Annotated in this window: 22 protein-coding genes and 1 other RNA gene; 11 read left to right on the forward strand and 12 right to left on the reverse strand. The window is 65.3% G+C overall.

Features of this window, described 5'->3' with window-relative positions:
• Positions 1–26 precede the first annotated feature (26 nt).
• From H4O10_RS06195 to H4O10_RS06205, 3 genes are all read left to right on the forward strand, one after another.
• A complete protein-coding gene (locus tag H4O10_RS06195) occupies positions 27–623 on the forward strand; it encodes a YigZ family protein (protein WP_005409249.1) in 597 nt (198 codons plus the stop codon).
• A complete protein-coding gene (locus H4O10_RS06200; RefSeq protein WP_012479922.1) occupies positions 616–2,388 on the forward strand; it encodes an ABC transporter transmembrane domain-containing protein in 1,773 nt (590 codons plus the stop codon). Before H4O10_RS06195 ends, H4O10_RS06200 begins: the two co-directional genes overlap by 8 nt.
• A gap of 70 nt (positions 2,389–2,458) precedes the next feature.
• Positions 2,459–2,653: a hypothetical protein gene (locus H4O10_RS06205; protein ID WP_005409247.1), complete on the forward strand. Its 195-nt coding sequence runs from the start codon at positions 2,459–2,461 to the stop codon at positions 2,651–2,653.
• 268 nt (positions 2,654–2,921) lie between these two features.
• Here the strand turns inward: H4O10_RS06205 and H4O10_RS06210 are convergent, their stop codons facing one another.
• From H4O10_RS06210 to H4O10_RS06220, 3 genes are all read right to left on the reverse strand, one after another.
• Positions 2,922–4,046: a prephenate dehydrogenase gene (locus H4O10_RS06210; RefSeq protein ID WP_099595917.1), complete on the reverse strand. Its 1,125-nt coding sequence runs from the start codon at positions 4,044–4,046 to the stop codon at positions 2,922–2,924.
• Positions 4,043–4,951, reverse strand: coding sequence for a pyridoxal kinase (pdxY, locus tag H4O10_RS06215; RefSeq protein WP_049395743.1), 909 nt, complete (start codon positions 4,949–4,951; stop codon positions 4,043–4,045). Before pdxY ends, H4O10_RS06210 begins: the two co-directional genes overlap by 4 nt.
• 568 nt (positions 4,952–5,519) lie before the next feature.
• Positions 5,520–6,719, reverse strand: a complete 1,200-nt coding sequence (locus tag H4O10_RS06220) for an MFS transporter (RefSeq protein WP_049395744.1) — start codon at positions 6,717–6,719, stop codon at positions 5,520–5,522.
• A gap of 72 nt (positions 6,720–6,791) precedes the next feature.
• On the opposite strand from H4O10_RS06220, the gene H4O10_RS06225 reads away from it, so the two are divergent.
• Positions 6,792–7,589: a helix-turn-helix transcriptional regulator gene (locus tag H4O10_RS06225; RefSeq protein WP_043035461.1), complete on the forward strand. Its 798-nt coding sequence runs from the start codon at positions 6,792–6,794 to the stop codon at positions 7,587–7,589.
• Positions 7,590–7,648: 59 nt separating this feature from the next.
• Here the strand turns inward: H4O10_RS06225 and dnaJ are convergent, their stop codons facing one another.
• The 4 genes from dnaJ to hrcA form a co-directional block, all read right to left on the reverse strand.
• Positions 7,649–8,773 (reverse strand): molecular chaperone DnaJ, encoded by a 1,125-nt coding sequence (gene dnaJ, locus H4O10_RS06230; RefSeq protein WP_005409242.1) that lies wholly within the window; start codon positions 8,771–8,773, stop codon positions 7,649–7,651.
• Between the two features lie 154 nt (positions 8,774–8,927).
• Positions 8,928–10,850 (reverse strand): molecular chaperone DnaK, encoded by a 1,923-nt coding sequence (gene dnaK, locus H4O10_RS06235; protein ID WP_005409241.1) that lies wholly within the window; start codon positions 10,848–10,850, stop codon positions 8,928–8,930.
• A gap of 181 nt (positions 10,851–11,031) precedes the next feature.
• Complete coding sequence (gene grpE / locus H4O10_RS06240; RefSeq protein ID WP_005409240.1) at positions 11,032–11,547, reverse strand: nucleotide exchange factor GrpE; 516 nt, start codon at positions 11,545–11,547, stop codon at positions 11,032–11,034.
• 63 nt (positions 11,548–11,610) lie between these two features.
• On the reverse strand, positions 11,611–12,675 hold the full coding sequence (gene hrcA / locus H4O10_RS06245; protein ID WP_005409239.1) for a heat-inducible transcriptional repressor HrcA: 1,065 nt from the start codon (positions 12,673–12,675) through the stop codon (positions 11,611–11,613).
• Between the two features lie 115 nt (positions 12,676–12,790).
• Between hrcA and recN the strand changes: the two genes are divergently transcribed.
• Positions 12,791–14,452, forward strand: a complete 1,662-nt coding sequence (recN, locus tag H4O10_RS06250; RefSeq protein WP_049395747.1) for a DNA repair protein RecN — start codon at positions 12,791–12,793, stop codon at positions 14,450–14,452.
• A gap of 109 nt (positions 14,453–14,561) precedes the next feature.
• Here recN and H4O10_RS06255 read toward each other — a convergent pair whose 3' ends face one another.
• Positions 14,562–15,479, reverse strand: coding sequence for a LysR family transcriptional regulator (locus tag H4O10_RS06255; RefSeq protein ID WP_005409237.1), 918 nt, complete (start codon positions 15,477–15,479; stop codon positions 14,562–14,564).
• Between the two features lie 97 nt (positions 15,480–15,576).
• Here H4O10_RS06255 and H4O10_RS06260 point away from each other — a divergent pair, with 97 nt between their 5' ends.
• Positions 15,577–16,842 (forward strand): SGNH/GDSL hydrolase family protein, encoded by a 1,266-nt coding sequence (locus H4O10_RS06260; protein ID WP_049397346.1) that lies wholly within the window; start codon positions 15,577–15,579, stop codon positions 16,840–16,842.
• Between the two features lie 75 nt (positions 16,843–16,917).
• Here the strand turns inward: H4O10_RS06260 and fur are convergent, their stop codons facing one another.
• Positions 16,918–17,325: a ferric iron uptake transcriptional regulator gene (gene fur / locus H4O10_RS06265; protein WP_005409235.1), complete on the reverse strand. Its 408-nt coding sequence runs from the start codon at positions 17,323–17,325 to the stop codon at positions 16,918–16,920.
• Positions 17,326–17,428: 103 nt separating this feature from the next.
• Between fur and bamE the strand changes: the two genes are divergently transcribed.
• Entirely contained in the window at positions 17,429–17,821 is a 393-nt protein-coding gene (gene bamE, locus H4O10_RS06270; protein ID WP_005409234.1) for an outer membrane protein assembly factor BamE, read from the forward strand.
• Between the two features lie 34 nt (positions 17,822–17,855).
• Here the strand turns inward: bamE and H4O10_RS06275 are convergent, their stop codons facing one another.
• Together H4O10_RS06275 and H4O10_RS06280 are read right to left on the reverse strand one after the other, a co-directional pair.
• Positions 17,856–18,113, reverse strand: coding sequence for an RnfH family protein (locus H4O10_RS06275; RefSeq protein ID WP_005409233.1), 258 nt, complete (start codon positions 18,111–18,113; stop codon positions 17,856–17,858).
• A 3-nt stretch (positions 18,114–18,116) separates the two neighbouring features.
• Positions 18,117–18,542, reverse strand: coding sequence for a type II toxin-antitoxin system RatA family toxin (locus tag H4O10_RS06280; RefSeq protein WP_005409232.1), 426 nt, complete (start codon positions 18,540–18,542; stop codon positions 18,117–18,119).
• A 57-nt stretch (positions 18,543–18,599) separates the two neighbouring features.
• Between H4O10_RS06280 and smpB the strand changes: the two genes are divergently transcribed.
• Positions 18,600–19,103, forward strand: a complete 504-nt coding sequence (gene smpB, locus H4O10_RS06285) for an SsrA-binding protein SmpB (protein ID WP_005409231.1) — start codon at positions 18,600–18,602, stop codon at positions 19,101–19,103.
• Positions 19,104–19,226: 123 nt separating this feature from the next.
• On the opposite strand, the gene H4O10_RS06290 is transcribed toward smpB, so the two are convergent.
• A complete protein-coding gene (locus tag H4O10_RS06290) occupies positions 19,227–19,799 on the reverse strand; it encodes a hypothetical protein (RefSeq protein WP_005409230.1) in 573 nt (190 codons plus the stop codon).
• Between the two features lie 219 nt (positions 19,800–20,018).
• Here H4O10_RS06290 and ssrA point away from each other — a divergent pair.
• The 3 genes from ssrA (at position 20,019) to H4O10_RS06305 (ending at position 24,353) form a co-directional block, all read left to right on the forward strand.
• Positions 20,019–20,372, forward strand: a transfer-messenger RNA (tmRNA) gene (gene ssrA / locus H4O10_RS06295).
• Positions 20,373–20,676: 304 nt separating this feature from the next.
• Positions 20,677–22,083 carry a site-specific integrase gene (locus tag H4O10_RS06300; protein ID WP_241899049.1) on the forward strand — a complete coding sequence of 469 codons (1,407 nt, stop codon included), beginning with the start codon at positions 20,677–20,679 and terminating at the stop codon, positions 22,081–22,083.
• Positions 22,084–22,556: 473 nt separating this feature from the next.
• Positions 22,557–24,353 (forward strand): DEAD/DEAH box helicase family protein, encoded by a 1,797-nt coding sequence (locus H4O10_RS06305; protein ID WP_004153231.1) that lies wholly within the window; start codon positions 22,557–22,559, stop codon positions 24,351–24,353.
• The last annotated feature ends 172 nt before the right edge of the window (positions 24,354–24,525 follow it).

Raw genomic sequence — 24,525 nt, forward strand, 5'->3', positions numbered from 1 at the left:
CCCGGCAACACCGTAGAATGGCGGGAATGCTCGATACCCTCGCCCAGCCCGTCAGCCACACGCTGGAAGTCAAACACAGCCGTTTCATCGCCCATGCCGCGCCGATCGACGGCGCCCCCGCAGCGCTGGCGTTCCTGCAACAGGTTGCCGTGGCCGACGCCACGCACAACTGCTGGGCCTACCGGCATGGCCAGGACTACCGCTCCAGCGATGATGGCGAGCCGGCAGGCACCGCCGGGCGGCCGATCCTGGCCGCGATCGACGGGCAGGGCTTCGACCGGGTGATGGTGGTGGTGACGCGCTGGTTCGGTGGCATCAAGCTCGGCGCCGGCGGCCTGGTCCGGGCGTACGGTGGCGCCGCCGCAGAATGCCTGCGCACCGCGCCGCGGCTGGCGCTGGTCGCCATGGCACGGCTGCAGCTGCAGGCCGGCTTCGAAGACCTGGGCACCCTGCATGCGGCCCTTCCGGGGTTCGGCGCGGAGAAGCGCGATGAACAGTTCGACGCGAACGGGGTGTGCCTGCGGGTCGAATTGCCGGCCGATCAGGTCGACGCATTGAAAATCCGCCTGCGCGACGCCACTCGTGACCGTATCCGCATAGAAGACGACCACCAGGATGACTGACAAGGACGGCGCCCCCGCCTCGCCCCCGCCGCTGCGCCGCCTTGGCAGCCTGCGCACGCTATGGCCGTTCGTGCGCCGCCACAGTGGCCTGTTCACCGCCTGGCTGATGGCCCTGGCGGTGTCTTCGGCGGCCACGCTGAGCCTGCCGCCGGCGGTCAAGCAGATGATCGACCATGGCTTCAGCAGCGGCGGCCAGATCAACCGTGCCTTCGCCCTGCTGATGCTGGTGGCCGTGGTGCTGGCCCTGGCCACCGCCGCGCGCTTCTACTTCGTGTCGCTGCTGGGCGAAAAGGTCGTGGCTGACCTGCGCAGCCGCCTCTACGCACACCTCATCCAGCTCGGTGCCGGCTTCCATGACCGCAGCCGCAGCGGTGAGCTGGTCTCGCGCCTGACCGCCGACAGTGAGCTGCTGCGCAGCGTGGTCGGCTCGACCATGTCGGTGGCATTGCGCAGCAGCGTCACGGTGGTCGGCAGCCTGGCGATGCTGTTCGTCACCAGCCCGCGGCTGGCGGCGTGGTCGCTGCTGGGTATTCCGCTTGCGGTATTGCCGATCATCATCGGTGCGCGCAAGCTGCGCACCGTCGCGCGCAGCAGCCAGGACCGCATCGCCGATGCGAACAGCCTGGCCAGCGAGACCCTGGGCGCCGTAAGGACGGTGCAGGCGCATGCACGCGAACCCTACGAGCGCGGCCGCTTCGACCATGCACTGGGCGATGCCATCAAGGCCGCCCGCCGCCGCATCGGTGCGCAGTCGCTGGTCACCGCCAGCGCCATCCTGCTGGTGTTCGGCGCCATCGTCGGCGTGCTGTGGCTGGGCGCGCACGATGTCATCGACGGCCGCCTCAGCGCAGGCACCCTTGGCCAGTTCGTGCTGTACGCGCTGATCGGTGGTGGCTCGGTCGGTGCGCTGGCCGAAGTCTGGAACGAACTGCAGCGCGCGGCCGGCGGCATGGGCCGCATCGGCGAACTGCTGCAGGAAGACATCGAGATCCGCGCGCCGGCGCAGCCGCACGTGCTGCCGCAGCCGCTGCGGGGCGAGATCCGGTTCGACGACGTGGTGTTCCATTACCCGCAGCGGCCAGACCAGGCGGCGCTGGACCATTTCAGCCTGCACGTGCGCCCGGGCGAGACCGTGGCCCTGGTTGGCCCGTCCGGCGCAGGCAAGAGCACGGTGCTGTCGATGCTGCTGCGCTTCCACGATCCGGCCAGTGGCCGCATCTGCGTGGATGGCATCGACGTGCGCCAGGTCGACCCGGCCGAACTGCGCGGACAGCTGGCGCTGGTTCCGCAGCAGCCGACGCTGTTTGCCGCCAGCGCGCGCGACAACATCCGCTATGGCCGCCTGCAGGCCAGCGACAGCGAGGTGGAAGATGCCGCACGCGCCGCCGAGGCGGACGGATTCCTGCGCGCGTTGCCGCAGGGCTATGACAGTGAGCTGGGCGAGCGCGGCGCCCGCCTGTCCGGTGGCCAGCAGCAGCGTGTGGCGATTGCCCGCGCACTGCTGAAGGATGCGCCGATCCTGCTGCTGGACGAAGCCACCAGCGCGTTGGACGCGCAGAGCGAGCACAGCGTGCAGCAAGCGCTGGAACGCCTGATGGCGGGCCGCACCACGCTGGTCATTGCCCACCGCCTGGCCACCGTGCTCAAGGCCGACCGCATCGTGGTGATGGACCAGGGCCGCATCGTCGCCGAGGGCACGCACGCGCAGCTGCTGGCCGAAGGCGGACTGTACGCTGAACTTGCACGCCTGCAGTTCATCGATTGATGACGTCCGCCTAACATCGGCGCGGCCAAGCTGGCCGCGCAACAGCAGCATCCGCTGAAGGAGGTGCACGATGTCGTTCCGTCAGTTCCCCGCCGTCGACAGCAACGGCGAAAGCCACATCATCATCGAGTTCAAGCCCGAGGCGAATGGCAGCGGGCACCATTCCGAAGCCACGCCACGCTACGAACTGGATGATGGACGGCCGCTGGTACGCGACGGCCGCGAGTTCACCACCAGTGGCGGTGAGCTGAGGCTGACGATCTGAGGTTCGCCGGGCATGGCCCGGCGCCACCGGATTTCGTACCGCTCCGCTCTGGTGGGTGTCGACCTTGGTCGACACGCCTTTTGCCTCTGGTAGGTGTCGACCTTGGTCGACACGCTTTTTGCCAAAGGCGGTCGAGCATGGCTCGACCCTACAAAAAGCGTGATCAATTTTTGACCAAGCATCTTGACAGCCTTTACTACCAAGGGCTGAGCGAGGTTATCCACACCTTTGCTCAGAAATCATCCACACCGCCTGTGGATGAATGTGCTCAGCCCAGCACCCGCCCGATGCCGCTGGCGTCCACTTCAGCGGCCGCGCGACTGATCGCCCCCGGATCGCTGCCGGCCACGAACCCGATCCGGAAATGCACTTCGCCGCCAGGCGTGCGCGAGGAATGGATCGAGGCCAGGCTGATGCGGTGCTGCTCGAACACGTTCAGCAGCTCACGCAGTGAGCCCGGCCGGTCTTCCGGCAGGTGCACCGACAACGCATTGCGCTCGGTCAGGTCAGCCAGCAGATAGCCCACGCGTTCAAAGGTGTAGTTGCCCTCGGCCAGTGCCTGCTCGCCGAAGGCACTGCGGTTGGCCGACAGCAGCTGCTCACGGAATGCATTGCGTGCAGTGTCGTCGCCCTGTCCGACCTGGGCCTGCAGGGCCTGCAGCTGGCCGACCAAGCGCTCCAGCATCGGCGCCACGTACGGGTTGCCGAACTGGATGTCCTCGTAGATCGCGGGGTTCAGCGACAGGATGCGCGAGATGATCGCCGTATCCAGTTCGAACGATGCCGACCGGTACGGCATCATCGCGGCCAGGTCGCCCAGCTGCGGCTGATACTGGCGCAGCACGCCGGCCTGGGCCAGGTGGGTGGCATGCACCATCGCCTGTACCAGCGCCATCATCTGGTCGTGATGCTGTGGCGTGGCCCGCACGCACTCAGCCTGCAGCGCCGTGCACAGCGAATCGACCCATGGCTGCCAGTGCCGCAGCCGCGCTTCGCAGACCACCATCACCCGGCCCTTCAGTGTCGGCGCTTTCGGTGGCGCGGTCATCGGGTGCAGCCCGACCACCTCGGCCTGCGAGGCCAGCATCGCCTGCACCGGTGCCTCCTTCACCGAGGTCACGTCCAGCCACAGCCGGTCCTGCTCGCGGCCGGCCGACTGCCGCACGTACTCGGCGATCAACGCGGGCGTATGCCGGATCGGCGCCGAGAACACCAGCACATCGGCCTGCGCGAGCAGCTGTTCCGGCGTATGCGAGCCCGGATCAGCCGGATCATGGCCGATTACCCGCAACTGCATGTGCTGCTGGAAGAAGCGGGTCAGCCAGCGCCCGTAGGCGCCTGCACTTCCGACGATGCCGACCGTGCGCGGCGTGCGTTCGAGCAAGCCACTCATGCCACGCGTTCGGCGCGGAAGCGCGTCCCCTCGGCCAACGCGGCAGGCGCTGCAGCGATCACGTCGAATTCTTCGAAGCCGTTGTCCAGGGTCGCCTCCAGGGCCGCATGGGTGCCGGCAATCGCACGCGAGATCGCCTGCTGCATCGATTCGCCGCGCAGCAGGAACGACACCACCAGCGACATCAGCACATCACCCGTACCAGCCACGTCCACCGGCAGCAGGGGCGAGGTCCAGCGCCAGCTCTCCTCGCGGCCGACAGCCAGGGTCACCAGTTCACCCGGGGTGCCGCCCACGCTGTGCGCGATCACCCAGTGCGGGCCACGATCCAGCAGCGTGCGTGCGGCGGCGATGGCATCGGCCTCGGCGAGCGCCGGCATACCGGTGAGGCGATTGAGTTCAAAGGCGTTCGGGGTCACCAGCCAGGCATGCGGCAGCAGGCGATCGGCGAAGATCGCTTCCAGGCCCGGTTCCACGTAGGGGCCGGTGTGGGTATCACCAATCACCGGATCCAGGCAGTAACGCAGCTGCGGGCAGGCCGGCAGGATGTCATCCAGCCAGTCGGCGAAGGCCGCACCGTTGGCGGTGCTGCCGAAGTAGCCGGACACCAGCATCTTCGCCCGCTGCGGCAGGCCGCGCTCGTGGGTGCCCAGCAGCAGGTCGGCGAACCAGTCGGCGGGCAGCACGCGACCGCGCGTGGTGTCGTAGAACGGCGCGTTGCTGAGCAACACGGTCGGAATTTCTGCTACGCGCACGCCGAGAGCGCGCATCGGCGGCACGGCGGCGCTGTTGCCGGCGTGGCCGTAGACAAGTTGCGACTGGACCGAGATGACATCGATCGGCGACGGGCCGTCGGGCCGCTGGCGGCGGCCGTGGACCAGGTGGTTATCAAGGGATTCGCTCATGGCCGCATTCTACGCTCAAGGGGGTTTTCGGCAGGGCTTGCAGCCCTGCGCCTGCAGAATCAACGTCAACATCAAAAGCCAGAGCGGGCTATCCGTGGGATGGCGGGGCGGTGTCGGAGTGCGGGGACGCCGCAAGTACGTCCTTGTAGGCTTGGCAGCGGCACCCATGCCGCTGACACCCCGCACGCCGACACCGCCCCGCCTTCGACAGTTGGCCGACAGCTGCTGGTGGGTGCCGACCGTTGGTCGGCACATCTGTCGGATACCGAATGATTCGTCCACGCATGGCGTGGCTCTACTGGCAACTGCGGCTGTTGGTAGGTGTCGTCCGTTGATCGACACGTCTGTCAAATATCGATATCCGACCCCGTGCCGACCAACGGTCGGCACCCACCAAAGCAGAACGCTGTTCCGACAGATCGCGGAAAACGGCGCGACCGAGCTACATGGACGTACTTGCAGTGTCCCCCTCAACCGACCCCACCCCGCCAATCCACGGATAGCGCGCTTCGGCTGTTGCCGTTGCCTCTGCGGGTGCAGGGCTGCAAGCCCTGCAAACCAAAACCCCTCAGTGAACAGCAGGCCGCGACGGCGGCAGCCACGCCGCCACGATGCCGAGCAGCGGCAGGAACGCAGTCAACTGGTAGACGTACTCAATGCTGGTCTTGTCCGCCAGCAGGCCGAGCACGGCAGCACCCAGCCCGCCCATGCCGAAGGCGAAGCCGAAGAACAGGCCGGACACCATGCCGATGCGGTGCGGCATCATCTCCTGCGCATAGACCACGATGGCCGAGAACGCCGAGGACAGCACGAAACCGATCAGCACCGCCAGCACCGTGGTCCAGAACAGATCCGCATGCGGCAGCATCAGGGCGAACGGGGCAACGCCCAGGATCGAGGTCCAGATGATCGGCTTGCGGCCGATGCGGTCACCCAGCGGGCCGCCGAGGAAGCCGCCGGCGGCGGACGCCACCAGGAATGCGAACAGATGCAGCTGCGCCTGCGCCACCGGAATGCCGAAGTGGTGGATCAGGTAGAAGGTGAAGTAGCTGCCGATGCTGGCCATGTAGAAGTACTTGCTGAAGATCAGCACCAGCAGGATCGCCAGCACCTTGGCCACGGTGCGCGAGGGATGGCGCGGCGCCATCGAGGCGGTGCTGGCCGGGCGCGGGGTGCCCAGGTGCAGCGCATACCAGCGGCCGACATAGGTCAGCAGTGCAATGCCGATCAGCGCGGCGCCGGCAAACCACGACGCGGCATGCTGGCCATGCGGCACGATCACGGCTGCAGCAATCAGTGGACCGAGCGCGGTACCGAAATTGCCACCCACCTGGAACACCGACTGCGCGAAGCCATGGCGGCCACCCGAGGCCAGCCGCGCAATGCGCGATGCTTCCGGATGGAAAATGGCCGAACCAATGCCGACCATCGCCGCAGCCATCAGCACCACCGCATAGTTCGGCGCGAAGCCGAGCAGCAGCATGCCGCACAGGGTCGAGGCCATGCCGATCGGCAGCGAGTACGGCGCCGGGCGACGGTCGGTGGCGGCGCCAACCAGTGGCTGGAAGATCGAAGCGGTCAGCTGGTAGGTCAGCGTGATCAGGCCGATCTGGGTGAAGCTCAGGTTGAAGCCGCCCTTGATCACTGGATAGATGGCCAGGATCAGCGACTGCATCATGTCGTTGACGACATGCGAGGTGGAAATAGCTGCCAGCACACCGGGAGCCACCGGACGTGAGGTCGTTGCGGGAGAAGCCAAGGCGGACATGGACGCAGTCAGGTTGGGGGCGAGCCACGCATGCTACGGTTGCCCTCCCCTCCCTTCTGCCGCGTTCGGGTCATGGCCTATCGCAAAAAGGACATTGCCGGCGATGTCGACCCGGCTGCGCCGTGGCGTGATGTGCCACTGCATCGTCCGGTCACCTACCGGGTTACCCAGTACCCGGCAGGCACCCATATCGCAGGCCACAAGCACCAGCGCCACCAGCTGGTCTATGCCATCTCGGGGCTGATGGTGGTGCGCTCGGAAGTCGGTCGCTGGGTCGTGCCCTCCACCCGTGCGATCTGGATGCCGGCTGGCATGGTGCACGCGGTGGACTGCATTGCCGCCGTGCACATGCGCAGCCTGTACATCGATCCGTCGTTCGCCCCGCAGTTGCCGGCCGAACCGTTCGCGGTACAGGTGGCACCGCTGCTGCGCGAACTGCTGCAGGCAGCCACCCTGATCAAGGGCGAGCACATCGAAGACAGCCGCGATGGCCGCGTGGTGCGCCTGCTGCTGGACGAACTGCATCGCATGGACGTGCTGCCGCTGCACCTGCCCTCGCCCACCGACCCGCGCCTGCAGCGGATCTGCCAGCACATCCAGAAGCACCCCGGCGACGACGCCACGCTGCAGGACTGGGCACAGGCGCTGGAAGTTGACGTGAAAACCATCCAGCGCCACTTCGCCCACGAGCTGGGCATGACCTTCGGGCAGTGGCGACAGCAGGCGCGACTGCTGGCCGCATTGGAGCGGCTGGCGGTCGGCGACAAGGTCATCGATGTCGCGCTGGCGATGGGCTACGACAGCCCCAGCGCGTTCACCAGCATGTTCAAGCGCCAGCTGGGGCAGACGCCGGCGGCGTTTTTCCGCTGATCGCAAACGAAAACGCCGGGCATGGCCCGGCGCTACCGTTCAACACTTGCGTTGAAAACTCAGGACGTCATCCGGTCCCAGAAGCCCTTCACGCCATCCATGAAGGTGGCCGACTTCGGCGAATGCTTGCGTGCTTCCTCGCCGACGAAGGTGGCTTCGAACTGTTCCAGCAGCTTGCGCTGCTCAGGGGTGAGGTTGACCGGAGTCTCCACCACCACGCGGCAGTACAGGTCGCCCTCGCTGCGGCTGCGCACCGAACGCACGCCCTTGCCGCGCAGGCGGAACAGCTTGCCGGTCTGGGTCTCGGCCGGAATGCGGATCTCCGCTTCGCCGCCGAGGGTCGCCACGCGCACGGTGTCACCCAGTGCCGCCTGCGAGATGCGGATCGGCACTTCGCAGTGCAGGTCGTCGCCATCGCGCTGGAAGATCGCATGCTCGCGCACGCGCACTTCCACGTACAGGTCGCCCGGTGGCGTACCGGCCGGACCGGCTTCGCCCTCGCCCTGCAGGCGGATGCGGTCGCCGGTATCGACGCCGGCCGGCACCTTCACCGACAGCACCTTGTCTTCCTCGACACGGCCGTTGCCGTGGCAGGTCTTGCAGGGCTTGGCGATGATCTGGCCACGGCCGCCGCAGTTGTGGCACGCCTGCTGCATGGCGAAGATGCCGCGCTGGATGCGCACCTGGCCGCGGCCATGGCACACATTGCAGGTTTCGACCTTGCCGTCTTCCGAGCCACTGCCATCGCAGTCGCCGCACTCGGCCAGGGTCGGAATCTCGATGCGGCGCTCGACGCCGCGCACGGCTTCTTCCAGGTCCAGCTCCATCACGTAGCCGATATCGGCGCCGCGACGCGCCTGGCGCGGACCACCGCCACCGCCGCCAAAGATGTTGCCGAAGATATCGCCGAAGATATCGTTCATGTCCGGGCCGCCCGGCCCGCCGCCGCCCATGCCGTGCTCGAACGCCGCGTGGCCATGGCTGTCGTACATGCGGCGCTTGTTGCCGTCGGACAGCACTTCGTAGGCTTCCTTGCACTCCTTGAAGGAGGCTTCGGCCGCCGCATCACCCGGGTTGCGGTCCGGGTGGAACTTCATCGCGCAGCGACGGTACGCCTTCTTCAGCTCGTCGTCGGTGGCGGTGCGGGCAACGCCCAGCACTTCGTAATAATCGCGCTTGCTCATGTCGTGGATCTGGTTCCGGAAAGTCGGGATTCGTCAAAGCGGAAGAGCGGAACCAGGTCCGCTCTTGCGTCGGGCGCCCCGACACGCCGGTGGGCGGTCAGGACCCTGATGCGACAACGGGACGCTGGTGGCCAGCGTCCCGTGTCGGTCCGGATCAGGACTTCTTGTCGTCCTTGACTTCGGTGAACTCGGCGTCGACCACGTCGTCCTGCGCCTTGCCGGCATTGCCGGCGTCGGCACCCGGGGCACCGCCCTGGTCGGCCGAAGCAGCGGCGAACAGCGACTGGCCAGCTTCTTCCAGCGCCTTCGACTTGGCTTCGATCTGTGCCTTGTCGTCACCCTTCATCGCGGTTTCCAGGTCGGCCAGGGCCGCCTCGACCTTGCCGATGACATCGCCGCCGACCTTGCTGCCGTGCTCGGTGATGGCGCTGCGGGTACCGTGGATCAGGGCGTCGGCCTGGTTGCGGGCCTGCACCAGTTCCTGGAACTTCTTGTCTTCTTCGCGGTTGGCTTCCGCGTCGGCGACCATGCGCGCGATCTCTTCCTCGGACAGGCCCGAACCGGCCTTGATCTCGACCTTCTGTTCCTTGTTGGTCTTCTTGTCCTTGGCCGACACGTGCAGGATGCCGTTGGCGTCGATGTCGAAGGACACTTCCACCTGCGGCAGGCCACGCGGGGCCGGCTCGATGCCGGACAGGTCGAACTTGGCCAGCGACTTGTTGAAGCGGGCCTGTTCGCGCTCACCCTGCAGCACGTGCACGGTCACGGCCGACTGGTTGTCCTCGGCGGTGGAGAACACCTGCGAGGCCTTGGTCGGGATGGTGGTGTTCTTCTCGATGATCTTGGTGAACACGCCGCCCATGGTCTCGATGCCCAGCGACAGCGGGGTCACGTCCAGCAGCAGCACGTCCTTGACGTCGCCGCCGAGCACGCCGCCCTGGATCGCCGCACCCAGTGCCACGGCTTCGTCCGGGTTGACGTCCTTGCGCGGTTCCTTGCCGAAGAACTCGGTCACCGCCTGCTGCACCTTCGGCATGCGGGTCTGGCCGCCGACCAGGATCACTTCGCTGATGTCGCTCGAACGCAGGCCGGCATCGTTCAGGGCGACGCGGCACGGCTCGATCGACTTCTTGATCAGGTCGTCCACCAGGGCTTCCAGCTTGGCGCGGGTCAGCTTGATGTTCAGGTGCTTCGGACCCGACGCGTCAGCGGTGACGTACGGCAGGTTCACTTCGGTCTGCTGGGCGCTGGACAGCTCGATCTTGGCGCGCTCGGCAGCATCCTTCAGGCGCTGCAGGGCCAGCGGATCCTTGCGCAGGTCGATGCCCTGGTCCTTGTTGAACTCTTCAACCAGGTACTCGATGACGCGGTTGTCGAAGTCTTCGCCACCCAGGAACGTGTCGCCGTTGGTGGCCAGCACTTCGAACTGCTTTTCACCGTCGACGTTGGCGATCTCGATCACCGAGACGTCGAAGGTGCCGCCGCCCAGGTCGTACACCACGATCTTGCGATCCTTGTTGTCGCCCTTGTCCAGGCCATAGGCCAGCGCGGCCGCGGTCGGCTCGTTGATGATGCGCTTGACGTCCAGGCCGGCGATGCGGCCGGCGTCCTTGGTTGCCTGGCGCTGGCTGTCGTTGAAGTAGGCCGGCACGGTGATGACCGCTTCGGTGACCTTCTCACCGAGGAAGTCCTCGGCGGTCTTCTTCATCTTTTCCAGCACCTTGGCCGAGATTTCCTGCGGAGCCATCTTCTTGCCGTCGCTGGTGGCCACCCAGGCGTCGCCATTGTCATGGGCCAGGATGCTGTACGGGACGTGCGCGATGTCCTTCTGCACTTCGGCGTCGGTGAACTTGCGGCCGATCAGGCGCTTCACCGCGTAGAAGGTGTTCTTCGGGTTGGTCACGGCCTGGCGCTTGGCCGAGGCGCCGACCAGGACTTCGCCGTCCTTGGTGTAGGCGACGATCGACGGGGTGGTGCGATCGCCTTCCGAATTCTCGATGACGCGGGCCTTGCCGCCGTCCATGATCGCCACGCACGAGTTGGTGGTGCCGAGGTCGATACCAATGATCTTGCCCATGGGGGAGACTCCTGAGGATGCTTGTTGGTGTCAGTCCGGCCGTTCGGCCGGTGGATGAATACGATGTGGGGGGGCTCGTGGAACATTCAAGCCGTCTCCCGAACGCTGTGTTCAGCGCCTGGAAAACCTTGCCAGGCATGGCCTGGCACAACCGGGACCGGGCAAAGCCCGGCCTGGTCCATCAATCGGCGGCCACCACCACCAGCGCCGGCCGCAGCAGGCGCTCGTTGAGCAGGTAGCCCTTCTGGAACACGGTCACCACGCTGCCCGGGGCGGCGCCCGGCGTCGGCACCTGGCTGATGGCCTGGTGGTGTTCCGGGTTGAACGGCTGGCCGATCGGGTCCAGCAGGACCAGTCCGTTGTCGGCGGCCACCTTCAGCAGCTGCTTGTAGGTCAGCTCCAGGCCTTCGCGCAGCGGGTGCGGGTCGTCGCCGGCGGCCTTCAGGCCGGCATCCAGGCTGTCGAACACGGGGAGCAGATCGCCCAGCAGCTTCTCGTTGGCGAACTTGCGGGCCTGTTCGATGTCACGGGCAACGCGCTTGCGCTGGTTCTCCAGGTCGGCGCGCTCACGCAGGGCATCGGCCTTGACCTGTTCGATTTCGGCGCGCAGGCGCTCGACTTCGTCGTTGACGCCGGCGGTGGCGGCCGCATCGGCGGCACTCTGCTGGGATTCGATATCTGGCTGTTCGTGGTTCATGTCTGGGTCCCTGGCGGTCAATCTCCGCCTCCACCCACCCTAGTGTGGGCGGGATGCTGCGTTTCAAGCGTCGGATGTTCCCGGCGGGCGGCCGGCTGGCGAAAACGCCGCGCCCAGGACATCGGCGGTAGCCTGGACCAGCGGGATCACGCGGTCGTAGGCCATCCGCTTGGGGCCGATCACCCCCAGCACGCCCAGCACCTGGCCATTGGCCGTGTAAGGGGCAGTGACCAGCGAGACGCCCTGCAGCGGCATCATCCCGGTCTCCTCGCCGATGAAGATGCGCACGCCGGGCGCCTGGATGGTCCGCTCCAGCAGCTGCAGGATCTCCCGCTTGCTGGAGAACAGCTCGAACAGCTCGCGCAGGCGCTCCAGGTCGGACAGGTCCTGCACCCCCATCAGGCGGGTCTGGCCCGCCACCAGCATGTCGTCGGCAGCCGGCTGCAGGGCCTGTTCGGCCAGCTCGATGCTGTGCGCCAGCAGCTGTTCCAGCTCGGAGCGGGCATCGCGCAGTTCCAGCAGCAGTCGGGTGCGGATCTCGGCCATCGGCAGGCCGGCGAAATGGGCATTGAGATAGTTGGCCACCTGCTCCAGCTGGCCCGGCGCGAACTCCTGGCGGGTCTCGATGACGCGGTTCTGCACCTCGTTGTCGGCAAACACCAGGATCGCCAGCACCCGGCGCCCGTCCAGCGCCACGAAGTCGATCTGGCGGAAGGCGAACTGCTCGCGTCGCGGCGCGCTGACCACGCCGACGAAGTGGCTCATCGCCGACAACAGCTCCGAGGCGCTGCCGAGCAGGGCCTGGGTGCTGCCGCCGCCAGCCAGTTCCTGGCGCAACCGGGCCAGCTCGCCTTCGCCCGGCGGCTGCATCTGCAGCAGGCTGTCGACGAAGACCCGGTAGCCATGTGCGGTCGGGACGCGCCCGGCGGAGGTGTGCGGCGAGGCCAGCAGCCCCAGGTCTTCCAGGTCACCCAGGATGTTGCGGATGGTGGCCGGACTGACCTCCAGCCCGGCCACGCGCGCCAGCGTCTGCGAGCCGACCGGCTCGCCGTCCTGGATGTAACGCGCGATCAGCGTGCGCAGCAGATGGCGCGCACGCGGGGCAAGCTGGTCGGGAGAACCGTGCATGGAATCAACCTGTGAGACACGGACACTAGATAATGGCGGCGCATCACCTTGGCAAGTCATTGGACCTCCCTCGCCCGCGTGCTAGCGTTGCGCGGCTGCTGATACCCCCTTACCCATGCTCAGACATCTTTCGATCAAGGATTTCGCCGTCGTCCGCGCCACCGAACTGGAGTTCGGGCCAGGCATGACCGTGGTTTCAGGCGAGACCGGCGCCGGCAAGTCGCTGATGGTCGACGCGCTGGGCTTCCTGTCCGGCCTGCGCGCCGACAGCGGCGTGGTCCGCCACGGCGCCGCGCGCGCCGAGCTTTCGGCCGAGTTTGCGCTGGAGCAGCTGCAGGCTGCACGCCAGTGGCTGGCCGACAACGAGCTGGACGACGAGGAGCAGTGCCAGCTGCGCCGGGTCATCCGCGCCGATGGCGGTTCGCGGGCCTGGATCAACGGCCGCCCGGTGACCCTGGCGCAACTGGGCGACCTGGCCTCGCTGCTGGTGGAGATCCACGGACAGCACGAACAGCAGGCCCTGCTGACGCGCCCGTCGCAGCTGGCCCTGCTCGACGCCTATGCGCGCAACGAGAACGAACGCCGCCAGGTGCGACGCGCCGCCGCGGCCTGGCAGGCATTGGTCGATGAATCGCTGGCGCTGTCGCAACAGGGCGACGTCAGTGACCGGATCGGCTTCCTGGAGCACCAGCTGCGCGAGCTGGACCGTGAAGACCTGGAGCCGGAGTCGATTGCCGCACTCGGCGCCAGCCACCGCCGCCAGGCCCATGCCAGCGCCCTGCTGAGCGCCTGCCAGGCCGCCAGCAACCAGCTCAACGGCGACGACGGCAGCTCCGCGCTGGACCTGCTGCAGCAGGTGCGCCACGAGCTGTCGCGCCTGATCGAGCACGACGCGCGCCTGGGCGAGGTGGATGGCCTGATCGAGAACGCTTCGATCCAGCTGCACGAAGCCCTGTCGCTGCTGGATCGGGTGCATGACGACCTCGACGCCGACCCGGAACAGTTCGAGGAGAACGAGCGCCGCCTCGGCCGTCTGCACGACCTGGCCCGCAAGCACCGCGTGCCGATGGACGAGCTGGGTGCGCAGCGCGAGCGCATGCACGCCGAAGTGGAACAGCTGCGCGGCGCCGACGAACGCCTGCAGCGCCTGGCCGGCGAGATCGACAAGGCCGCCGCCGCCTGGCGCGCACAGGCCGAAGTGCTGACCGCCAGCCGTCGCAGCGCTGCTGCCGAGCTGTCGGCCACCACCACTGGCATCATCGCCGAGCTGGGCATGGGCGGCGGCCAGTTCCTGATCGAGCTGGAACCGCAGGACGCCGGCAAGCCCGACCCGCAGGGTGCCGAGCGCGTGGAATTCCTGGTCGCAGCCAATGCCGGCCAGCCGCCGCGCGCCCTGCGCAAGGTGGCCTCCGGCGGCGAACTGTCACGCATCTCGCTGGCCATCGAAGTGGCCGCGCTGGACCTGGATGCAGTGCCGACCATGGTGTTCGACGAAGTCGACTCCGGCATCGGCGGCGCGGTAGCCGACATCGTCGGCCAGAAGCTGCGCGCGCTCGGCGAGAAGCGCCAGGTGCTGTGCGTGACCCACCTGCCGCAGGTTGCCTCCAAGGGCCATGCCCATTACCGGGTCAGCAAGGGCCCGGTGGAAGGCATGACCCAGAGCGCCGTGGAAAAGCTGGACAGCAAGGCGCGCGAGGAAGAGCTGGCACGCATGCTCGGCGGCGTGGAAGTGAGCAAGGAAGCGCGCGCCGCCGCGCGCAAGCTGCTGCAGGCCTGAGGCCGGCACTACCGTGCGTGGGCCCGGCTTCCGCACGGTAGTGCCGGCCGCTGGCCGGCAACCGATGCGAGGGGTCGAAGATCGTGAGGTTGCCGGCCAGCGGCCGGCACTACCCCCGTGGCTGCGTCAGGTCGACGTTCTCCACCAGGAAATCAAGAAACGCGCGCACCCGCAGCGGCAGGTAGCCGCCCTGCCCCAGGAACACCGCGTGCACCTCTTCCAGGTCACCGGGGTTGGCCTCTTCCAGCACCGGCAGCAGGCGCCCGGCGGCAATATCCTGCTGCACCTGGAATGCTGCCAGCCGCGCCATGCCCAACCCACCCAACACCAGCTGGCGCAGCGCATCGCCGTTGCTGGCGCGGGCGTTGCCACTGGGCAGCAGCATGCGTTCGCGCCCGTCCTGCAGCAACGGCCAGCCCTGCATCGCGCGCGCATGGCCGATATCCAGCCGGTTGTGCGACTGCAGCTCCTCGGCAGTGCGTGGCAGCCCGTGCCGCTGCGCGTAGGCCGGTGCAGCCACGATCATCATCCGCGTCGCGCCCAGCCGCCGCGCCACCAGGCTCGAGCTCTTCAGCGGACCGGCCCGCACCGCCACGTCGGTGCGCTGCTCCAGCAGGTCGATCACCTCGTCGTTGAGGGTCAGGTCCACGCCTACCTGCGGATTGCGCTGCAGGAACGCCGGCAGCAACGGCAACAGGAAATGCTGGCCGAACGGCACGTTGGAATTGACCCGCAGGCGTCCACGCGGCTCGGCGTGAGCACTGGCGCAGCGCTCGGCCTCGTCCAGGTCGGCCAGCACGCGCAGGCCGCGCTCGTAGAACGCGCATCCCTCGGGAGTCAGCTGCAGCTGGCGGGTGGAACGCTGCAGCAGGCGCGTCCCCAGACGTTGTTCCAGCCTCGCCACCAGCTTGCTGACCGCCGACGGGGTCATCTCCAATGTTCGGGCGGCTGCGGAAAAGCCCCCGGTCTCGATCACCCGCACGAACACTTCCAGTTCGCCGGATCGGTTGATGTCGGAGCGCGCCATGGCAATGAATCCAGTTCACAGATGATTGTCCATGCGCAGTCTAGTTCACAGATGAGTACGGAATCACCATGGCCTTCCCTCCACCCGGGATTGCCCGATGAATCGTTTCAGCCAGCTCGTCACAACCGCATTGATCGTCCTGTCCAGTGCCGCCAGCGCCGCCCCTGCGCCGCACTGGGTCGCCAGCTGGCAGGCCAGCCCGCAACCGGTCTGGGGCCCGGAATTCCTGTTTCCGACCCTGGTCCCAGCCGCACTGCAGGACCAGACCTTCCGCCAGACGGCACGTATCAGCCTGGGCGGGTCTCGGCTGCGGGTGCGGCTGAGCAATGCCTACGGCACTCAACCACTGCGGATCGGGGCGGCGAGCGTGGCCGCCCGGGCGGGGGACACCCCGCAGCCGCTCAGTTTCGAAGGCCAGCCCGGGGTGCTGATCGGCCCCGGGCAGGAACGGCTGAGCGATCCGCTGCCACTGACCACGGCTGACCGGCAGGCGCTGCAGGTCAGCGTCTTCGTGCCGGGGCCGATGCCGGTGCAGACGTTCCATTGGGAGGGCAGGCAGACCAGTTGGATTGCGCCTGGCGACCAGAGCCAGGCCCAGACACTGAGCGGGGCCAGCAGCACCACGGCCCGCCTGTTCCTGGCCGGCATCGAGGTCGAGGCGCCGACCAGCGCACGCAGCGTGGTGGTGATCGGCGATTCGATCACCGACGGCGCCACCGCCAGCCTCGACCAGGACCAGCGCTGGACCGACCATCTGGCCGCGCGTTTGGCACCGCGGGGCATCGCCGTGGTCAATGCCGGCATCTCCGGTGGCCGCCTCTTGCACGACGGCATGGGGGAATCCGCGCTCGCCCGCTTCCAACGCGATGCACTGGATCAGCCTGGCGTGTCCAGCGTGATCGTGCTGGTTGGCATCAATGACATCAGCTGGCCCGGCACCGCCTTCGCGCGCAAGCAGGCGCGGCCCACGCTTGCCGAGCTGCAGGCGGGCTACCGCGCCCTGGCCGAACAGGCCCATCGGCGGGGTCTACGCATCCTCGGCGCCACCCTGATGCCGTTCGCCGGCGCCCTGCCCGGCACGCCGCTGGACGACTACCACCACCCGGACAAGGACGCCCTGCGCAGCCAGCTCAATGCCTGGCTGCGCACCGACGGGCCGTTCGACGCGGTGATCGACCTGGACGCGGCCCTGCGCGATGCGGCCGATCCGTCACGGATGGCCGCCGCCTACGATTCCGGCGACCACCTGCATCCGGGTGATGCGGGGAACCGGACGATGGCCGAGGCGGTGGATCTGGACGTGCTGCTTGGAGGTCAGGGGTCGGCCGGCGTCGGATCCCTTTGCTCCAGCAAAGGGCTCTGACCCCAGCACGCGACCCAGCAACGAAAAACCCCGGGCAGGCCCGGGGTTTCGTCGCATCTGGCTGGCCGGATCGGCTTACTTGCGCTTCTTGCGCACGTACAGCACCAGCGAGTGCTCTTCCAGTTCGTAGCCGTGGTCGGCTGCGATCTTGCGCTGCAGCTCCTCGATCTCATGGCTCTCGAACTCGATGATCTTGCCGCTGTCCACGTCGACCATGTGGTCGTGGTGGCCGCCACGGTCAAGCTCGTAGACCGCCTGGCCGCCCTCGAAATTGTGCTTGAGCACGAGGCCGGCGGCCTCGAACTGGGTCAGCACCCGGTACACCGTCGCCAGGCCGATCTCGTCGCCATGCTCCAGCAGCTGGCGGTAGATGTCTTCGGCGGTCATGTGGTGCTGGGCATTGCGCTGCTCGAGCAGCGCCAGGATCCGCATCCGCGGATGGGTCACCTTCAGGCCGACTTTACGCAGGTCGTGGGTTTCCATAGGTCTCCGTTCATTGGCGATTTAGCGCCAGCTGCCTCGGATTGGGTCGCGGTGGCACGCCGGGAGTGTATCATCGGTTTGATTTCCCCAACCGCCAGTCCCGATGCGCAATCTCCTGTTGGTCGCCGCCGTCGCCCTGTCCACCACCGGGTGCGGCATCATCTACAAGCAACCCATCTATCAGGGCAACCTGATCCGGGAAGATGCCGTGGCCAAGCTGCAGGTCGGGCAGAGCAAGCAGCAGGTCACCGCGCTGCTGGGCACCCCGTCCATTCCCGATCCGTTCCACGCCCAGCGCTGGGACTACACCTCCAGCCAGCGGGTGAACCGCCTGGGACGTACTGAAGTGAAGAACTTCGTGGTGTTCTTCGAGAATGACACCGTGACCCGTTGGGAAGGCGATTACTTCCCGGGCAACGACAAGGCCCTGGCCCAGCAGACCGTGCGCCAGTTCGGCCGCAACCTGCCGAAGGACAAGAAGAAGAAGGGCCGCTGAGGCCCTGCCCGTCCCCACGGACGGGTTGCGGGCATCAACCGCCGAGCGCGCGTCGCCGGCGGTTGTCCTTGGGGTCGGCCAGCAACGGGCGTAGCAGCTCAATGCGGTCACCCTCCAGCAACACCTGCTGCGGGCGCGCCAGTACGCCATGCACGGCCACGGCCGGGCATCGGTCACTGCCTTCCAGCGCGGCGGCGGCAATGGCATCGGCCACGGTCGCGCCCTCGTCCAGCTGCAGCCGGCGCGACAGCACCTGCTGCGGCCAGGCCAGCACCACCTCGACCTCGATCATCGCTCAGGCCTCGTCGGCGACGCGGACGAAATCATTGACCATCCGATCGGCCAGACCCTGGAAGCCGATCGCCAGGGCCGGCCCCAGCAGGCGCGAGCTGGGCTCGAATTCCAGGGTCAGGGTGACCTTGCAGGCGTCCTCGGCCAGCGCATGGAATTCCCAGCGGCCGTGCAACTGCTTGAACGGGCCATCGCGCAGCTGCATGTCGATGCTGTGCGGGCGCTGCAGGGTGTTTTCGGTCTGGAACCAGGTGCTGAACGAACCCAGGCCCAGGTCCAGGCGCGCCACCAGCCGGTCCTCGCCCTGCTCCAGGATCTGGGCAGCCGAGCACCAGCGGAAGCGGCGCGGATAGGCCTGGACATCGTTGACCAGGTCGAACATGCGCGCGGACGAATGTTCGACCAGGGCGCTGCGGCGGATAGTAGGCATGAATACAGGGCGTTTCGGCAATCGACCGGGCGGGCCCGAATCGGAGACAATACGGAAATGAGCAAGAACAGCGGCAAGGATAAAGCAAAGAGCGCGACGGCCAACAAGACCATCGCGTTGAACAAGCGTGCCCGCCACGAGTACCACATCGAAGAACGCTTCGAGGCCGGCCTGGCACTGCAGGGCTGGGAGGTGAAGTCGATCCGCGCTGGCCGCGGCAACATCATCGATGCCTACGCCTACGTGAAGCACGGCGAGATCTTCCTGATCGGCGCCCAGATCACCCCGTTGATCCAGGCCTCCACCCACGTGGTGGCCAACGACCGGCGCGAGCGCAAGCTGCTGCTGCACCGGAGCGAGATCGACAAGCTGGTCGGCAAGGTCGAGCGCGATGGCTACACGATCGTGCCCACCGCGATGTACTGGAGCAAGAACAAGATCAAGCTCGAAGTCGCGCTGGCCAAGGGCAAGCAGACCCACGACAAGCGCGATGCCGCCAAGGACCGCGACTGGGCGATCGAGAAGCAGCGCGTGATGCGTCGCGGCAACCGCGACGCGTAAGGCCGCAGCGCATCACCTGTAAAGCCGGGCCATGCTCGGCTGTCTTGGTCTTCTGTAGAGCCGAGCCATGCTCGGCTTCGGTAAGAAAAGCAGTCGAGCATGGCTCGACGCTACAAAAGGCGGTCACCCCGCCAGCATGCCCTGCCCGCGCATGCGCGGCGCCAGCGCCGCGTGCATCACCGCCAGGTGCATCACCACCGCCAGTTCCGGCGCGTAGCGGTCATCGCCTTCCCGCCACTGCTGGGCCAGCTGCGCGGCATCATCGGGCAGCAACGACAGCAACTGGGCATCATCCAGCGCATCGGCGGCGCCCTGCAGCTGGCGCGCCAACTGCCGCGACTGCCACACGTGCACGCCAATACTGAGACTGGCCAGCGACATCAGGACCACGGCCAGCCCGTGCTCGAACCACTGCGACAGCACTTCCGGCCCCCACAGCAGGGCCGCCAGTACGGCCAGGCCCGGTAGGCGCCAGCCGAGCCAATGGATGCGACCGCGCTGCGACCAGTGCACCACCACCGCGCTGGCGACCAGGGCCGCCGCGGCCGTGGCCGGCAACTCCGTCACCCAGGTGGCCGCCAGCAGCACCGCCAGCACGGCCCAGACCCAGCCGGGCGGCAACGCGCGCCGCTGATAGTCGGCACCGACCGGCCCGATCAGCTGTCGCAGGCTGCGTTGTTGGCTTGCATCGGTCACCCACAGTCTCCGTGTCTGTCCTGGCTCGGATGGTCGTCGCCAGTGTGTCGCAAATTCGTGCCAATGACGTTACCAATCCGCTATGACGGCGGCTCTACAACGTGTTGTGGATTGCAAAGGTGACTGTTCAGCTGTTTTGCCGTAGCATTGCAACCGTTGGGCAGGCCCTGACCGTGGCAACGCGGGATCGGCCCTGTACCTTGCAGCACTGTAGAAACCGGGGGTGCATTGGTTTCGACGGGGGTTGTGAAGTCGCCTGGCGCATGCCGAGGGGGTAGCTTTCCTCGTAAATCCAGCTGCAAAACTCTAGTTGCCAACGACGACAACTACGCTCTGGCCGCTTAAGGCCTAAGCCTCGAAACCGCTTGTGTCCATGCTCGCGGTGTAGAGTCACTATCATGGAATCGCGCTGGGTGGCTGCCTGTCAGTCCGGCACTAGAACACAACAGGCTGGTTCCCGGATGCGCTTTGCACGCCGTGCTGTTCGGGGACGAGATCCAACGGTGAGCTAAGCATGTAGTGCTGGGGATGGAGTGCCTTCGGACGGCGGTTCAATTCCGCCCACCTCCACCAACTGCTTGCAAAATCTATCACTAAGTGGCTGATTTTGCAAGGGTTTTGGCATCGGAGTGATACACGAACTGAGCCTGTCTGCAGGTATCAAAGTAGGTATCACTCCGTGCCAAAGCCATTTTTCCTGCGCCGACCGAGCGGGCTATACGTCCGTTTTTTTGTGCCTACGGATCTACAGCCTCTTATTGGCTCCCGCTACCTGGTGCGACGCCTGCCCCCTGCTTCAATCGATCTGATGCGGCTTACAGCGGCAAGCGCCGCTGTGGCACTCTCTCAGGCATTCGACCGCATCAGACGTAGCCCAATGACCGAGAAGGATCGGGACGCCCTGCTGAGAGCGTTGGCCGGAACCATTGACCGCTGGACCGGGAACATTGAGCTGCCTAACGGCGCGAGATTGACCGACCTACAGGTGAATGGACGCGAGGACGCCAAAGCTCTGCTGGACACCATCAAGGGACTCGCGAGCTCAGGCTTTGCCCAAAGTTCACCGCTGCCCGGAGCCGGGGACACCCTGACAAAGCGTGTTGGTCTCTACCTGGAAGACCTTAGGAACGCTAAGACATCGCCAGGCAATCTGCTCGACAGTGAAAACACGCTCACCATCTTCCGCGAAATAGCAGGGCTCGACCTGCTCATGTCGCAAGTGGGGGAGACCCAAGTGCGCGCCTTCCTAAATGGGCTTCATGACTGGCCGAGCAATGCGCGCAAGAAGGCAGAATACAAAGAACTGAGCGCCGCGCAAATCATCGCCAAGGTCAAGCAACAACGCGCCAAAGGGCTCGTTATCGCGGGCCTGTCTGATCGGACTCTAGGCAAACATCGTGACCGACTGGCCAGCTTCCTCAATGCACAAGTAGCCGGTGGGCTGCTCACACGTTCGCCGCTCGATGGAATCAAGCGCCAGAGCTCGGCCACCGCAATCGCCACGCTCCCCCGTCGCCCCTTCAGCATTGAGGAAATCAACCAACTCTTCGATATGGAGAAGTTCCTTCCCTGGTCAGAGGAGCGGCCTGATCGATACTGGGGAGTCCTGCTAGCAGCGGGCACTGGGGCGCGGGTCAACGAGCTTGGGCAACTCTATGCCGACGATGTGGCCGAGGTGAATGGCATTTGGGGAATCCACATTCGTGCGGGGCGGCGGGATCAAAAGCTGAAAAACGCAAACTCCTTGCGCTTCATCCCACTCCACCCACGCTTGTTGGAGGCGGGCTTCTTAACTTACGTCGAAGATGTAGCGCAGTCGGGCCATGAGCGCCTGTTTCCCCACCTGCCTTGGCATAAGAAGGCAGGCTACGGGGACGCCCTCGGAGATCAGTTCCGCGCCTATCTTGTTGGCTTGGGCATGATGCAGCCCGGCATGGGCTTCCACTCGTTCCGACATACTGCGAGCACCCGGCTTCTCTATGCGGGGGTGCTTAGCTCTATTGCCGCTGCCATTACGGGGCACAAGGCGCATATGCCCGGCGAGCTCGGAACCTATGTAGATGTGCCCACGCTCCAATCGCGCGCAGACGCGGTAGCGCTTCTCCCCGTTCCCGAAGGTCTGCCGGCCTATCAGCCTGGAGAGGCAGCGCAGTCTCTCAAGCAAGCGCAACTCAGAGCGAAGCGGAGGGTGGTGAATGCAGCTGCACGTGAACGAAAAGCGGTCGCTCTTGCCAAAAGCGCGCACTCCACGACGCCAGCAAGTCGGATGAGGAAGGCGTCGTAGCGCCCGGGGGATCGCGGCGACAATGATTAGGCAACGCCATCAACCACTCCAGGTGCCCAAGATTCGGGGCTGGACTCTTGCTATCGCCTCGCTGTCTGCTTTGCCACCCGTCCCGGCGCGTCTTGCCAAGTCTGGCCCTGCCGAAAGGCACGCGGCGCCCCGCCAAAAATGTGACAGACATCAAACTATTGAATAGATGGGTTGCCTGAGGCAGGATCTCATGACTGAAGGGCGCATCAGCCAGGGAATTTCAGGGGGAAAGTAAAAGCTCGCAGTAGGCGTCAAGAAGCCCGGCAGATGTATCTGTCGGGATGATAATTGTGGCACGGGATGAAAACGACCAATAAATATGCCGACATCTACGCCCGCGCGAGCAATGAACATCTCACGTCAGCCGCTGCTGACCAATACGGCGCACAGATAATGCGCCGCCCAACTTCGCATGAGCAGAATACGTATCCAGGAGAACAAGCGTGTCTAGCCCGTTCCAAGATGTCGCACCCCGCATTACTGGAAATCCGAAGGTCAGAGAACCGCAACAAGGAGCCTATGAGGCGCTAGCACAGCATGTAGCTGACGGTGCGGACATAAGAGAAGTTAGCGTAGTACTGCCCGTGGGATGCGGAAAGTCAGGAACTATAACGCTCACTCCATTTGCGTATAAATCGAAACGAGCATTGATCATCGCTCCCGGCGTTGCGATTGCAACGCAGCTGGCAGCTGATTTCGACTTTAGTAGCGAGAAGCTATTCTATGCACGCTGCGATGTGATGGACGGCCCCAATTATCCAGAGCCAGTGGAAATAAGAGGCACCGATGCAAATCGAAGTGACCTTGACGCCGCACACGTTGCCATTACAAACATCCAGCAGATTTCCGGCGATGGCAACAAGTGGTTGCGAACGCTTCCTGCCGACTTCTTTGACCTGATCATTTTCGACGAGGGCCATCATAGCGTTGCAGCAACCTATGAGGCCCTGAAAGCAAAATTCCCTGCAGCCTCGGTCGTGAACTTCAGCGCCACGCCTCTTAGAGCTGATGGCCAGATGATGAGCGGTCCCGTCGTTTACTCATACCCAATCTTCAAGGCGATCAGAGCGGGCTATGTTAAACAGCTCAAAGCAATCCAACTCAATCCGAAGACCTTACGCTATGTCAGGCGACCAGGCGATTCGGAGGTTGAAGTCTCCCTAGATGAGGTCCGACGCCTAGGTGAGGAGGACGCGGATTTCCGCAGAAGCATCGTAACGTCCGAAGAAACACTGAATACCATTGTTGATGCGTCCCTCAGGGAGCTCGACCGGCTCCGTAACTTGACAGGGGAGCCACGCCTAAAGGTAATCGCCTCGGCATTGAATTATGAGCATTGCATTCAGATTGTGGAGGCTTATCGCGCACGGGGAAGGAAGGCCGATTTTGTGCATTCCCGTGAGAGTAAAAAGAATGACCAAGTCATGCAAAGGCTGGCGAATCATCAACTGGACGTGATCGTACAGGTGAGAAAACTTGGCGAAGGTTTTGACCATCCGTTCCTGTCGGTAGCGGCGGTCCTTAGCGTGTTCTCCAACCTGTCTCCATTCGTCCAATTCGTTGGGCGAATCATGCGCGTAATCAAGCAAGATGCGCCGGGGGACGTTGTAAACCAGGGCAGTGTGATCTTTCATGCGGGCGGCAACATTGCCGCCAGGTGGGGAGACTTCCAGCAGTTCAGCGAAGATGACCAATCCTTCTTTGACCAGCTTCTTCCTCTTGAAGGCTTGGATCCAGCAGATCCCACGGAGTTCCGTGAGTATGCGCCTCGCGACACTACCAATGGGAAGCCCGAGGTCAAAGAGCAGTCCGAGGTGGAAATGCAGGAAATCCACCTCCTAAAGCAGGAAGAGGAAGACGCCATTCGCCTGTTGAAGCAGAGCGGAATTATCCCTGCAGACTTTGACCCTACTACCCAAGCCCTCAAGCCCATCGCTGTCCCTAAGGCAGCAAAACGACAGGCCGCCAGAGACGCTCTTAACGAGCTTATTCAACTCCACGCAGGACGAATTCTCAATGAGCGAGGAATTAAGCATGGCGGGCGAGAGTTGGATCACAGACGGCTTGGTCGCGACAACTACGTAGTGGTAGTCACCACTCTCAACGAGGCGGCGAACACCTTGGTCGGCCGGAAGCCAGGGGAACGAAGTGAGATGTCACAGGTGGAACTGGACACCATTCGGGGGCAGTTCGATGCCCTTACAGCAAGCGTTTGCAGGAAGCTGTTCGATGGCGACTAAGTCCTTGATCGTCTCGACAATGGTAGACAGGGCGAAGAAGGCCCACAACTGCCAAGCTAACAGTAAACATAGGATCGAACGCGGAGACATTCGACTAGGGGTGCGAAAAGACCGGGGCTGGGATCGATACTGTGTTGCTTGTGCGCAGAGCATGATCGAGCGCGGTTTATTG

The sequence above is a fragment of the Stenotrophomonas sp. I18B00994 genome (genome assembly GCF_014145825.1).
Classification (GTDB): Bacteria; Pseudomonadota; Gammaproteobacteria; order Xanthomonadales; family Xanthomonadaceae; genus Stenotrophomonas; species Stenotrophomonas maltophilia.